This is a genomic window from Shewanella halotolerans, assembly GCF_019457535.1.
Lineage (GTDB): Bacteria > Pseudomonadota > Gammaproteobacteria > Enterobacterales > Shewanellaceae > Shewanella > Shewanella halotolerans.
Map to the genome: position 1 here is coordinate 2,579,044 of NZ_CP080417.1, position 13,736 is coordinate 2,592,779.

Below are 13,736 nucleotides of genomic sequence, written 5' to 3' on the forward strand. Positions count from 1 at the left end.
AACGCCTTAGATTTTTTGGAGTTCATTATGTGTAAAGACTGCGGCTGCTCTATCACTCGAGATCATGATCACCACCATGATCACGACCATCACCACAGCCATGAGCATGATCATCACGAGCACAGCCACGAGCATAGCCACGCGCACGGTCATGAGCACAGCCACGGGCATCATCACGAGCACAGCCACGAGCATAGCCACGCGCACGGTCATGAGCACAGCCACGGGCATCATCACGACCACGGCGCCCTGCGTAGCAATCCCCAGCTCAACGACAAGAAGACACTGTCTGTCATCCATAAGATCCTCGATAAAAACGATCACGAAGCAGCCCACAACCGTGCCCACTTCGAGGCCCACAATATCACCGCCTTCAACCTGATGAGCAGCCCTGGCAGCGGCAAGACCACACTGCTAGAGCATCTCAAGGAGTACACAGATCTTAACTATGGCGTGGTCGAAGGCGATCTTGAGACCTCCCGTGACGCCGACCGCCTCATCGCCAAGGGCATTCCCGCCTTCCAGATCCAAACCGGCTCCGCCTGTCACCTGGACGCCTTCATGGTGCACGATGCCCTACATCATGTGGATCTGGCGGCCCTGGATATCTGCTTCGTGGAGAACGTCGGCAACCTGGTCTGCCCCGCCTCTTACGATGTGGGCACCCACTTCAACATAGTGCTGGTGTCTGTACCCGAAGGCGACGACAAGATAGAGAAATACCCGGTAATGTTCCGCAAGGCAGATCTGGTATTGATCACCAAGGCCGACCTGTTGCCCCACTTCGATTTCAGCGTCGAGGAAGCCAAGGCCCAAGTGAAACGCCTTAACCCAGAGGCCGAAGTGATCACCACCTCCATCAAGGATGGCGACAGCATGCGCGCCGTGGTCGACTGGCTAAACACCCACAGGAGCCAGTAACCATGTGCCTATCCATCCCCTCAAGAATTGTCGAACTCCACCCCGAGGAGCAGGCCGTAACGGTCGAGACCCTGGGGGTGAAGCGCAAGGTCAGCAGCCATCTGATGGAGGAGCCACTGGCCCTCGACGACTATGTGCTGATCCATATCGGCTTCGTGATGAACAAGATAGACAAGGCCGACGCCGAGCAGAGCCTGGCCCTGTATCAGGAGATCGTCGCCAAGATGAATGAGCAGGAGGCCCAGGCATGATAGCGCTCAAGCAGCTATATCAGGGCTTTAGAGATCCTGAAACCATACACAACCTGGCTAAGGAGATCGCCCTGCACGCCGCCAAGCATGAGGGCAACATCTACATCATGGAGGTGTGCGGCGGTCATACCCATACCATCATGAAATATGGCCTCAACCAGCTGTTGCCAGACAACATCGAATTTGTTCACGGTCCCGGCTGCCCCGTGTGTGTCATGCCGAAAGAGCGCATCGACCACGCCGCCATCCTGGCCTCTCAGCCCGGTGTGATCCTGGTGACCCTGGGGGATATGATCCGCGTACCCGGCTCAAAAGGCAGCCTGGCCGAATTCAGGGCCAAGGGCTGCGATATTCGCCCACTCTACGATCCCATGGACGCCCTGACCATTGCCAAGGAGAACCCGGATAAACAGGTGATCTTCTTTGCCATAGGGTTTGAGACCTCAACCCCCATGACCGCCGTGCTTATCGAGCAGGCCGAGAAACAAGGGCTTGATAACCTGCTGTTTCATATCAACCATGTGCTGGTGCCACCTGCCATAGACGCCGTGATGGCCGATCCCCAAGCCAAGGTGAATGCCTTTATCGGCCCGGCTCACGTGAGCGTGATCTCGGGTGCCAAGCTCTACCGCCCCGCCGTTAACCAATACGGCACGCCCGTAGTGGTCTCCGGCTTCGAACCTGTGGATGTGATGGAATCTATCCTGCGCATCGTCAAACAGAAGGTCGAAGGGGTCGCCGAACTCGACGTACAGTACAGCCGCGCCGTGAGCGAGGAAGGCAACGTGCACGCCCAGCAGAAGGTCAATCAGTACCTCACCGTCAGGCCGCATTTTCGCTGGCGCGGTCTGGGACCGCTGAATGAGTCGGCGCTGATGCTAAAACCCGAATATGCCCATCGCGACGCCGAGGTGATCTATCGCGACAAGCTGGATGTGGCCGATATCGACGATCACAAGGCCTGCCAGTGCGGCGACATCTTAAGAGGCATCGCCAAGCCGAAAGACTGTAAGGTCTTCGGCCGCGGCTGCACCCCAGAGACGCCCCTCGGCAGCTGCATGGTCAGCTCGGAAGGCGCCTGCAACGCCTATTACCGCTATAACGGAGTCTAATCATGGCCGACAACGAAAAAACCGTACAACTCAGTCACGGCGGTGGCGGCAAGGAGATGAACCGACTGATCAAGTCGATCTTCTTCAAGGCCTTCAATAACCCGATTTTGGCAAGCGAAGAAGACGCCGCCCTGCTCCACTTCGAGGGTCAGGCCGCCTTCACCACAGACTCCTTCACCGTATCGCCGCTGTTTTTCGCCGGTGGCAACATAGGCAAGCTCGCCATCGCGGGCACGGTCAACGATCTGGCCATGATGGGCGCCGAGCCCCAATACCTGAGCTGCAGCTTCATCATAGAAGAAGGCTTTGCCATCAAGGATCTGAAAACCATCGTCGATAGCATGGCCGAGGAGCTGCACAAGAGCGGCACCCGCATCGTCTGCGGCGATACCAAAGTCGTGCCTAAGGGCTGTGCCGATGGTCTGTTTATCAACACCTCTGGCGTAGGCCGCGTGTTGAAGCCACAGATCTCGGTGAAAAATCTGCAAGTAGGCGATGCCATTATCGTCTCAGGGGATATCGGCCGTCACGGCGCCGCCATCTTGATGGCCCGTGAGGGACTCACCCTGGAATCTGAGCTGGTCAGCGACTGCGCCAACCTCTGGCCCGTGGTCGAACAGTTGATCGCCTGCAACATAGAGGTGCACGCCATGCGCGACGCCACCCGTGGTGGCCTGGCTGCTGTGCTTAATGAATGGGCCAGCGCCTCCGATGTCGGCATCAATGTCGAGGAGAGCAAGATCCCCGTGTGTGACGAGGTCAAAGGCCTGTGTGAACTCTATGGCTTCGAGCCCCATGACCTGGCCAACGAAGGCACCTTTATCCTGGCGGTGCCGGGTGAGATTGCCGAAGGTGCACTGGAGATCATCCAGCGCTACGGCCACTGTCAGCAGGCGGCCATCATAGGCCATGTGGAAGAAACCCATCCGGGCAAAGTGGTGCTCAAGACCCCATGGGGCAGCAGCCGCTACCTCGATCTGCCCCAGGGTGAACTACTGCCAAGGATCTGTTAATGCACGAGTATTCGATTGTCACCGCCCTGCTGGAACAGTGTGAACAGCACGCCATCGCCAATCAGGCGAGCAAAATCACTAAGGTGGTGATAAAGATCGGCGTCTTAAGCGGCGTCGAGCCCGCCCTACTGGCGACCGCGTTTGAGACCTTCAAGCTAGAGGGGCGCGCTAGAGAGGCGGAACTGGAGATTCTACATCAAGAATTGGTGCTCGAGTGCCAGGCTTGCCAAAGCACTCATACCATCAAGGAACGAAGTGTCATTTGTCCTAGTTGTCACAGCTATGAGACCCGCATCATCGAAGGGGAAGAATTGCTGCTGATGCAACTAGAGCTAGAAACCGATGAATAAAACCAAACATATATGGAGTATTACAATGAAAAAAGCCTCACTACTACTCGCTAGCCTTCTTCCTGCAGCGGCTTGGGCACACCCAGGACACAATGGCATAGGTCTGTTCCACCACCTTAACGACCTACTCCCCATCATAGCGCTAGTGATCATCGTCGCCGGCGTGATGCTGTGGAAGAAACGCTCTTAATCCAAGCGTTACCCTAAGCGTAAAGACAGCGTTAGACTCGCCAGAGTCTAGCGCCGTCTTGAGCCGTCTGGCCAAAACTCGATTTACGTAAGCACACTTTGACAACCAACACTGTGAGTTTGTAAACAGGCTTCATCAAATCATCCACAGATGACCCCCTCACGAGGTAGCAGCTTGCGCCCTCTCCCCTCAATAAACTTAAATCCGTTTTAAACGCCCCAAACAGACACTTTTTTAGCGCTTCATCCGAAAACCTTAAAACCTTGCCACGGCTCAACTCATTTTTGGACAAAAGTAACTCAGCACTATTATTTTTAACTGATGATTTGGGATAAGCTGACTTTGTTTAAAGAAAGGCTCGGAAGTGGCTATTGAGTCAGTAGCGATGCAGGCATTGTTCTTTATAAAGTTTTGAAAAAATACAAAATATATTCATCAATTAAACGAGGCGAGTGCATAAGCACACTTAAATACAGTAATATAAGACCGCTACACTAGCTGTCTCTAACGGTGAAAGGAGTTCATGTGAGTCAAGAAGATGATGAGAAATACCCAGCAAGCGCCATATCCTCATGGAGTGGCTTCGTTTATCAAGGAAAAATTGCGCTATATCACTCACTTAAGCTTATTTACGATGACGACTTAAACTTCGAGCTTCAGCTAGATAGTAGTGACGACTTTGCTATTTATAAAAATGGAAAGCTACAAACCGCCCATCAAGTCAAAGCGAAGATTAGTAAATATCGTAGTGGCTACTCCTCGGCTCTGGAGCAGTCAACGTTGATCGAATACGACAAAATAAAAGGGACGCCCCGTTACTTTCACGTATCCGTACAGCTAGACAATACCCATGATCACAAAGGCGCTAGCGGAGAAATAGTGAAATTCTACCGTTACGGAGACAACTATCATTGTGGACTGGGTGAAATTGAAGGGCTGACCAAAGCGCTAATAAAAAAAATCTGTGAGAAACAGTCCATCACGGTCAGTGATAATCTCATAAATTTTAACTATTGCTTACTCTCAGAAAAAATAAGTACCAAGGCGATACACAATCACAAATTAAATCAAGTGGACGGTTTTTCAGAAAACAAGGCTGCTTACGAGAGCCGTATCAATGGAAGAGATATCCTAAAGGAATTGCTGGCCGAAAATCCCTATCAGAATCGCGACTACTATGCCATTGAACTAAAGGCCAGGCTCCAAACCCATTTAGAAGAAAGACTGGATCAGGCGCTACCAACCATGAGTGACACGACTTATATGAGAGCTAGGCGTTTATGTGAGCACATTCGGAAAACCGACATCGAAGAATTGGAAACCCTATGCCAGATGATGAAGCCATCCGAGCGGTTTCAAGACGTTCAGACGAACGACATAAGACGCTACACTAAGCTTATCCAGGCTATTTCAGTGGAGCCCATATTCAAAAATCTCCCGCACTACCTCGACAGCGAAAATCGGTTCTACGTACCTACAGCTCTTGACGTGGATGAAAGCGAAGAGTGTGAATCTGACATGATCAGTGAAATGAAAAACAACGGAAATTTACTGAGACTACTGTTTGAGTACAACCATCTAATCGCCAGCAAGTCGGAAGCCTCATTCACCTTTAATACAAAATTCACAAACTCGGATGACTACGACAACAAGCTGACCACTGAAAAACTTGAAAGCAACTTCACCAAGTCACTATGCATTAGCGTAATAACAAAGGACGACGCGGAGGGTCGACTGAATGATAAAGCAACTAATTGATGAAGCACTTGTTGCCCATAACTTTGTAAATATACGCAAACTGGATACCACAAGCTTCTATATTCGCGAATCTGGATCTGCCATCAGGTTCGCAGTCCTACATAATCTTGACGACTTCCCTGACCCAGCCGAACTGAATAACCGAATCAATCACCTTGCGCCTGAGGAATTTCTCAGAAATCCAAGCTTCAAGAAGAATTGCGATCTGATTTGCGTTCATCGCCTTGACGTTCTGGCTGAGTTCAAAGATCACGAAGAAGAAATCTTCGCAATCGAGGAGGATCCGCATTTTTATAAGAAATATGTCCTCTACTACAGTAGAGCGGAAGAAAGTGCGCTTACAGATTTTACCTACGACAAACTGGTATCTGTCATTGCTAACAAAAAGGAATTTCTTAACTACAAAGAAAATCCTCTTGTCGCCACACAATACAGCTTCGCGGCAAAGACCTTTATCAAGCTTCCTTTCTTAGAGTTACCTAGCTATCAAGAAAACCTTATATCCTTAAGGTTGCAGGCTGCTGAGGCCGTTGCAGAAGCCGGTCTGAACGATTCGTATTTGACTATTCAGAGAGTTACAAACAAAAACGTCGACAAAATTATCAAGGAAATGATTAACAATGAACTGGCAAATATCCAAGATTGAAGTCTCAAGCTTCAAAGCATTCAAGCATATCTACTTAGATCTTGGCGAGTCGTCCTTGCTAACTCTGGACGGGCCAAACGGTTATGGTAAAACAAGCATCTTCGACGCAATCGAACTGCTGCTCACAGGCCAGATAAATCGAATACAAAATCTATTCTCTACATTATTAACCAAGAAAAAGAGAGACTACGCGGACAATCTCTTCTGGAACAATCGCTCCGGCGAGAACGACCTCTGTATTAAGATTGAATTTACTAATGATGATCGCAAACTTGTTTTAGCCAGGCATTGCCCAGCGGTGATATTCAAAAAACCAGCGAACAATCGTGCAGACAAGTATGAAAACTTTAAGCTCTACGAGCTGCCGGAATTTAAATCATCTGACTTTACGAAGATCAATCTGCGCGACAACAACTTCCTTGACGAAGTTTTCGGTAAAAACTTCAGGGAAAACTTTTCCTTCCTTAACTATCTGGAGCAAGGACAAAACCGGCTGTTACACACTCGGGTAGACGAACGTAAGGATAAATTAGGAAACCTATTTAACATCAGCGATATCGAATCCGAGATCGAAAACTGCAACACCATATACAGTAAACTGACAAAGCACATCAACGATCCTGAGCGTAAGGCAAAAGTCGAGTCACTCACCGAAGAGATAGCCACCCTAAGAGACACATTACAGGCTGAGGCTGAGATCGTTGGATACAAAAAGCTCTCAACGGCAAATGTCCAGCCTGGATGGGACAAGGAGAACCTGTTCTCGACGTATTCAGCGGTAGATCATACTGCCTACCTCAAGTCTGTTCGCAAGATTATCACCCTTCTACCACTCAAAGCCACGATAAAGGTCAGGGTTCATAACGAGACAATCGATGCCGAAATTGATCGTAACGAGGAATCCCTGAGAAGCTTGGCTCAGTTTGGTAAGGATCTTGGCAAACTTTATGTGCTTGATGCTATCAAGAAAGAAATTGATGAGTTAGAGCGTTCAGCAAACATCATCAAACGCGGTGCTACGGCAATCAAGCTCGAAGAAGCCCGATTACTACCAAACTGGGTGGATGGGCGCCTTGAGTGGTTTGAGTTACAAATTGAATCCCGAAACAGCCTACGCAAAAAAAGCAGCGCCAATGCGAACGTCATAACCGAATTGGAACGCTTGAAAAGGCAGCTGATTGATGAACATAAGAAGTCCTATCCCGATGATCAGTTGTGCCCTCTCTGTGGTGCTGACTGGGAAGATCACAAATCAATGGTAGATGCCATTGAATCGAGAACCAAGCAGCTCTCTGATTCGCTTGCTCAAGACGGCAAGGACTTAATTAACCTTATCGCTGCTATGGATGCTGAGCTGAAGCTCATCGACACACATATCCAAGACAGCTTGAAACTTGTCAAGCCTACATTTGAACCAAATCTCCATGCAGCACTGACTAAAATTAAGCTTCGGCTCCCAGCAATAACCCTGTTACTGGAGAAGCTGCAAAACGAAAACATTCAATTCACTGACTCATTTACGGAAATTGATAATGTAATAAATGAGCGACTTGAAAAGCTCAAAGAGATTCTAAGGAATAAAAAACAGGTTGAAACTGATGCTTTAGCTCTGCCGGAGGACTGGCGAGAAACAACAAACAGTGCCTTCAAAGACCTTCAAGACTTCTACATAATCACAGCTGAAGACCTAAAGTACAAAGAGCTGTACATATCGATTAAGGCCAACGAGGCTCAAAATGCCAGGCTCCAAACCTGTATTTCCGATCTTAAACTTATCGAAAAAGAAACCCTAGCGGCCCAAAAAGCACAAAGTAAAATCAAAAAGCTCCGCGACACACTGAAGGAGACAGAGCAAAGGTATACCGACCAGACAATTTCGGCTATTGAGCTCATATTCCATATCTACAGTGGCCGACTGATCCAAAACTACCAGCGTGGTCTGGGGCTGTTTATCGAAAGCCGCGAAGGTACGCAGTTAAGGTTCCTGACTGCTGAGAAGTCTGAACACGACGCAGTCATGTCTATGAGTTCTGGTCAGGTGTCAGCCCTTAGCCTTGCTTTCTTCCTCTCGCTCAACAAGGTCTATGCTGGAGTACCTCTCATCCTGATTGATGATCCGTCACAATCTCTAGATGAAGTTAACGTTGCTTCCTTTACCGATCTACTCCGTTGCGAACTCAAGCATTGCCAGTTGGTTGTCTCCTCCCACGAGGATGATATCTCAGCCTATATGCGCTACCGGTTCGACAGAGCAGGCTTGAAAACAAGTTCGCTCAACATGCAGCTCTTGGCGAAAGAAGCTTCGTAAAGCCGCCCGTGGCAATGCTATAGCACTGGGTGTATGTGATATTCATGCGGATAAGTTAGCCATATTGAAGAGAGGGTCATAAACATCAGTGGGCTCAGGTTTAACCTTTATCCTGCATTAGCTTAGATATGCCAAAATCAGAACTCTATTAATCGATCTCGTATCAGTCATAATTCACTCTGAGGCAGAACGAAGTTATTTTTTGCGCCCTATTCACAACAAACACGGGGAAATCGAAGAAGCGTTAAAACCCTAGTGTAAGCACACTTTTGGCTCTCGGCGGCATGGACGCCGCCGTGAAGCGTATAAGGATATATTCACAGCGTGCCAAAAGAGTGCTTGCACATACCACGCCGGGCAGGCGTTAGGTTGCCATGAAGGTTCGACCTTCGACACCAATATATAGACACGAATGCTGGTAAACGCTTCAACTGAAAAACTACTGACAAACCTCCCATGCCGGGCAGGCGTTAGATTCCTCTGAAGGTACGACGACCTTCAACTCATTTAATTAATGACCATGTCGCCAAATACAAATCAATCAAACAATAGAAATGCCAAACCTTCATTCCAAGACCAACACACTTTGGGGCATAAACCGTTTAGAGTGGTCGTTCTAACCCATTGTTAGACAGTTTCGAGTTAGGGATTACTATCGAAACAGTCTGCTTCGGATAACTTCAAATTGGCGAAAAGGAAGCAGACGACTTAGTTGTTTGAGAGCATAAGCTCATAGGTTTCATGGCAGCGCTCGCCGGTCAATCAGTGGCGGGCGCTCCTCCTTCCTGTGCGCATCAGAGCAATTGACTTAATAGAGCGACAGGCTTATTCAACAGCCAAATAAAGTGTCGACTAAGCGACACTTTATTTATTAGTTGCTTTTTGACAAATGACTCAAACAACTTTAGTCGACTTGCTAGTCTTGATGTTTTTTCAAGCCAAGCACCTATCAGGCACCTTCTATGAGGGATCGACGTTGAAGATGAAAAGCACTTCACCGTTTCCGGAGTTTCCTGCATAGGAAGTCGGGGCCTTGCTGTCCGTCCTGGTTGAAGGCATCGCATAACTACCGCCACCGCCCCCGCCATAGCATCGGTAATCGTCCCCACCAGAAGCGTCCGTGCCATATACGGTACCGCTGCCGCCACCACCATAGCCGCCGCCACCGCCGCCACCGCCGCAGGTGGCCGGGTTACCGCCCTCACCACCTTTGCCGGCATTGACCGCCAGATTGGGACCAGCGTTTATCCAGCCCTTTGAACCTTCAGAACCCGAACCTCCCGACGCACCGCCGAAACCCTGATACCCGCCATTATGGCCATCGCCCCCGCAGGCCACGCCTTCCGTACAATCGGTTCCGCCCCCGCCCATGCCGTTGGTATTGGTGAACCAAGACCCATCTAAAGAAGGCAGGCCATCGTAAAAGGCGTTTGCGCCTACGCCGGTTGCCGATTTGCCAACTTGGCTTGAATACGCGAAGCCGCCGTTGCCACCGCCGCCGCCTTGCATAGAACCGCTGTAGAAGGCGCTTCCCTCGCCGCCACCACCACCGCCGCCGGCGATCAGAACTATCTCGTTGTGCGGCAGGGAGCCGTCCGGCTCAAAGCTTGTCACGATCGTGGCTGCGCCTCCGGCCCCTCCGCTGCTATCATGACTTCCCGCTTGCCCCAAGTAGTAGTAGAAAATCGCGTTTCCGAAAATATTTCCATACTCGGTGCCTGTGGTTACCATCTGGGCAAAGCCTCCTTTGCCGCCTTCTCCCGACCCGCCGCCTACTGAATTGTTAGTGCCGTTACCTCCTCCGGCGCCGATTGCCTGTATCCACAAGGTTGTATTCTCGTCTATGGCGCTGTTGAGGGGACTTGCCTGGGTTGCAATGTTGGTCCAGAAAACCGCTTGATTACAGCTGGTATTTAGGCTGCACACCACCTGGTTTGAATTGCCGGTGGCAAGAGAACAGGTTGCATCGCAGTCCTCGATAGCGTACGAAACCGCTCCACCCAGGGCGAAATCTGTCACTGCGGTGTGCGTCTGGCCCACATCGTCCATGACGGTGAGCGTCGCCTGGTAGTTCCCCGAAACGTCTTTGACACCATTGGTTGAGGCGGTATCGGCGTAGGGGTGGACTTTGAGCGGCCCCCGGTTAGGCCCACCCTGAATGGTAACCGGCCCATAGACGGTTTCGCCCGTATCCAGGTTTTTTACTGTGTAAGTATGAGCAATCAGTTTTCTCTCACCGCCTGCAACGGAAAAACTTCCATCGAGTTCCATTCGGCCGGGCACGTTAGACGATTCCATTGCCGTCAGTCGCGCAGTCGGAGCGTTTTCACTACCGTCACAGCCCTGCAGTGCGCCCATTGAGCAGGCCAGCACTATGAATGCCGGTTTCGATGAATGGGCGAAATTCGTCAACCCCGTGTACAGACGATGGATCCGGCTTAAAAAAGCTGGTGATAAAGACATTCGGTTTCCCCTTGATCTTCCTTTTCCTGGGCGTTGTAACGATTCAGCATCCGCAAGGAAGTATTGATATGATCATTTCATTTCCACAAATGGCCTTTGTTGCCAAAAAATGAGTCAATCCAAGTTCCTTTTGTGCGACTAACTAAAAAGCCCCAGTGTAAGTCAATAATTTGATTGAAAATAAATGTGCGAAATACAGAATTTTCCTTGGATTTCATCAAGGACAACCGCGTAACCTTGGTGCACAGGCAAACTGAATACCACGAATTCACCGCCAATGAAAACAAAATTGCAACATATGTACACTTCCGTTGTTTTACATCCCTCTGTTCAGGACATTAGTGCTTCCATGTACAACACCCGCCGGCCAGGCGATTGATTGCTATGAAGGTACAACCTTAACTCCACTGTGTAGACACGAATACCGGCATACGCTGAACTAACAACTAACGAAATGAGCGCCGAAATCGCTCACTAATTCACCACCAACAAACACCACCTCAACCCCCACCTTAAACTTCAAACCGCTAGTCAAAAACAATGCCAACTCCCCACCTCCCACTCAAACAGAGTCAAAAAATAGATCCTTTGCTAATAAAATGACAGCGTCATTTTTACATACACAAGCAACCACTTAATAAATTTTAAACCATTAAATACAAATGGTTACACAGCAGAGTGATACACTAAAAAGCGGCAAAACATTGACAGTTTATTTCCTAAAAAAAGCGGCGTATAGTGCGTTTCTAATTTAGTGACACCAGGGTGAAAATCATGTTCCGCTTTACAATTTATTCCATCGTGGCCTATGCCTTCTGGCTGACCTTTGTCGACGTATCCAACTATTTGGGTGCGGAGGAAGAAGGTGGCTGGCTGTCGACCATCAAGAGCGAGTGGGCCAGCTTTAAAAATGATGAGCCGCCGCTGAATGCTAACTATCTCAGCAACCAGGCCACTGATTGTCAGGCGAGCAACTCTTGCTATGAGCCGAGTGAGCCACTGGGTGAATAAACTCAAGTTAAGAATTTAAAGCGACAAACCTAAGGTGAACAACCTCAGCCTAACACGCGCTAAGTTTGCACCTTGCCATTACATCTTGGGACGACACTTTCACCCCGCGGCGCATGCCAGAGTCATCCCAAGATGTCTGCTTTTGGATTAAAAGCCCGATTCATATCCAGATTTAAAGCCCAGTTCTTAGCCAGTGGCACACCAGTTCTAAATCTAAGTTTAAACCTAAGTTTTAAAACATAGCTCTAAAATTTAGCTCTCTCCCTGAAGCACTCTCAGAATTAGCCCAGAAAAATTCCCGCCAGGGTAAAGGCGCTCACTAGGGCGAAGAAGATCCACTGAAACAGGGAGCGAAATGCGCCCTTTATCTCCGCAAAGTATCCTATGTAGATCTGCCAGACGGCAAACAGCACGAAGTTCAGCGCGATAAACAGTAGCAGCCCATAGCTTTGCATGTTTGAGACCATGGAGAAGGAACAGGCCAACAGCACCAGCGCCGAGAGCACCAGAAACACCGAGATGTAGTGAAATACGCAGTGCATAACAGATTTGGCGATGGGGTCGAAATCTGCCTCAAGCATAGGGGTTAAGAAACGTTTTTTCCCCAGGGTAAAATGGCCGACGCAGGTCAAGATGGCGATGATGCCGGCGATGAGAAAATAGATGTTCATCGAGTCTCCATGAAAACGGGCGAGTAAAGATCACCCTTATCTAGACCAGTCTAGTCGATTCCCTGTTTCATGCATGATCGAAAAAGAGTGCGCCAGCGCACTCTTTTGTTGAAATTTTGCCTGTGACAGAGGCGCTTACATGGTCGCCATGATCCAGTAATCCAGACGCTCCTGCGGGTTAGCCATCAGCTTCTGACAAGGGCCCTTGTAACGGTTCATCAGGCTACCCAGGTTGTGGTTGCTCGGCAGGCTGGCCTTCTGCTCGGCGACGGTTGCCGCAAGCTGCTGCTCTACCTTGTCGGCGTCCTGATACTTCTTCGCCAGCGTCACGGCATCTTCGCCAGACTGCTTAAGCCTTTCGCCCACAGGCTTCATCTGCGGCGCATTCATGCCTGAAATGGTCTCTGAGGCGATTTGGTAATAGGCGGCGCACTCCAGCACCTCTTTGTTAAATGCCAATTCGGCTTCTGAGGGGGCGGCAACGGCGCTATTGGCCATGAGGGCGAATAGCGAAAGTGTAAGAGTCTTGCGCATCAATACTGTCCTTGAGCAATGAGTTTGAACCATTTCTACTTTAGATGTCACTGAATATCAAGGTTATAGCCTAAAAATTCTTGCTCCAGCTGGAAGCCGAGTGACTCATACAGGGCCTGGGCCTGATGGTTATCTTTATGGGTCTCGAGAAAGATAGAGGCGATCCCCTTGGCCTTGGCATAATCGATGGCGGTCGTCATCAATCGCCGCCCTACCCCGACGCAGCGGGCATGCTGGGTGACATAGAGGTCGCTCAAGATAAGGTTGGCGCGGGCATGGATAGAGCTGAAACTGGGATAGAGCTGACAAAAGCCCAGGCCATTGCCCTGAGCATCTAACATCAAGAAGATCACCGCATCCTTGCGCGCCAGTCTGGCATTGATAAACTTGTTGGCCAGGTCGATATCGCTCGCCTGACCATAGAACTGACGATATTCGTTAAATAGACCCGCGACAATGGCCGCATCTTCCAAACTTGCCCTGCGTAATTCTCCCGACATTTATCCTC

Annotated in this window: 14 protein-coding genes; 10 read left to right on the top strand and 4 right to left on the bottom strand. The window is 49.7% G+C overall.

Translation table 11 applies throughout. The annotated features are described in order from the left end of the window. The first annotated feature begins 27 nt into the window (after positions 1-27). From hypB to K0H81_RS11040, 9 genes are all read left to right on the top strand, one after another. Positions 28-921, top strand: a complete 894-nt coding sequence (gene hypB, locus K0H81_RS11000) for a hydrogenase nickel incorporation protein HypB (protein ID WP_220058347.1) — start codon at positions 28-30, stop codon at positions 919-921. 2 nt (positions 922-923) lie between these two features. Then, positions 924-1,172, top strand: a complete 249-nt coding sequence (locus K0H81_RS11005) for a HypC/HybG/HupF family hydrogenase formation chaperone (protein WP_220045013.1) — start codon at positions 924-926, stop codon at positions 1,170-1,172. Continuing rightward, entirely contained in the window at positions 1,169-2,284 is a 1,116-nt protein-coding gene (gene hypD, locus K0H81_RS11010; RefSeq protein ID WP_220058348.1) for a hydrogenase formation protein HypD, read from the top strand. The genes K0H81_RS11005 and hypD overlap by 4 nt, the downstream gene beginning before the upstream one ends. A 2-nt stretch (positions 2,285-2,286) precedes the next feature. Further along, on the top strand, positions 2,287-3,297 hold the full coding sequence (gene hypE / locus K0H81_RS11015) for a hydrogenase expression/formation protein HypE (protein WP_220058349.1): 1,011 nt from the start codon (positions 2,287-2,289) through the stop codon (positions 3,295-3,297). After that, positions 3,297-3,647 (top strand): hydrogenase/urease nickel incorporation protein HypA, encoded by a 351-nt coding sequence (gene hypA, locus K0H81_RS11020; protein ID WP_011865553.1) that lies wholly within the window; start codon positions 3,297-3,299, stop codon positions 3,645-3,647. Before hypE ends, hypA begins: the two co-directional genes overlap by 1 nt. A gap of 25 nt (positions 3,648-3,672) precedes the next feature. Continuing rightward, positions 3,673-3,837, top strand: a complete 165-nt coding sequence (locus K0H81_RS11025) for a hypothetical protein (protein WP_181006099.1) — start codon at positions 3,673-3,675, stop codon at positions 3,835-3,837. 525 nt (positions 3,838-4,362) lie between these two features. Then, positions 4,363-5,595 carry an ABC-three component system protein gene (locus K0H81_RS11030; RefSeq protein ID WP_220058350.1) on the top strand — a complete coding sequence of 411 codons (1,233 nt, stop codon included), beginning with the start codon at positions 4,363-4,365 and terminating at the stop codon, positions 5,593-5,595. Next, positions 5,576-6,241 (top strand): ABC-three component system middle component 1, encoded by a 666-nt coding sequence (locus K0H81_RS11035; protein ID WP_220058351.1) that lies wholly within the window; start codon positions 5,576-5,578, stop codon positions 6,239-6,241. The genes K0H81_RS11030 and K0H81_RS11035 overlap by 20 nt, the downstream gene beginning before the upstream one ends. Continuing rightward, positions 6,216-8,549, top strand: a complete 2,334-nt coding sequence (locus tag K0H81_RS11040) for an AAA family ATPase (protein WP_220058352.1) — start codon at positions 6,216-6,218, stop codon at positions 8,547-8,549. The genes K0H81_RS11035 and K0H81_RS11040 overlap by 26 nt, the downstream gene beginning before the upstream one ends. A 960-nt stretch (positions 8,550-9,509) precedes the next feature. Here K0H81_RS11040 and K0H81_RS11045 read toward each other — a convergent pair. Next, entirely contained in the window at positions 9,510-11,012 is a 1,503-nt protein-coding gene (locus K0H81_RS11045) for a hypothetical protein (RefSeq protein ID WP_220058353.1), read from the bottom strand. A gap of 774 nt (positions 11,013-11,786) precedes the next feature. Here K0H81_RS11045 and K0H81_RS11050 point away from each other — a divergent pair. After that, entirely contained in the window at positions 11,787-12,023 is a 237-nt protein-coding gene (locus tag K0H81_RS11050; RefSeq protein ID WP_220058354.1) for a hypothetical protein, read from the top strand. Between the two features lie 281 nt (positions 12,024-12,304). Here K0H81_RS11050 and K0H81_RS11055 read toward each other — a convergent pair whose 3' ends face one another. The 3 genes from K0H81_RS11055 to K0H81_RS11065 all read right to left on the bottom strand — a co-directional run bounded on the left by K0H81_RS11055 (position 12,305) and on the right by K0H81_RS11065 (position 13,728). Further along, the gene (locus K0H81_RS11055) at positions 12,305-12,694 is read right to left on the bottom strand and encodes a hypothetical protein (protein ID WP_220058355.1); all 390 of its coding nucleotides are present in this window, start codon (positions 12,692-12,694) and stop codon (positions 12,305-12,307) included. A gap of 135 nt (positions 12,695-12,829) precedes the next feature. Beyond that, entirely contained in the window at positions 12,830-13,228 is a 399-nt protein-coding gene (locus K0H81_RS11060; RefSeq protein WP_011865545.1) for a hypothetical protein, read from the bottom strand. A 47-nt stretch (positions 13,229-13,275) separates the two neighbouring features. Next, positions 13,276-13,728 (bottom strand): GNAT family N-acetyltransferase, encoded by a 453-nt coding sequence (locus tag K0H81_RS11065; RefSeq protein ID WP_220058356.1) that lies wholly within the window; start codon positions 13,726-13,728, stop codon positions 13,276-13,278. Positions 13,729-13,736 lie beyond the last annotated feature (8 nt).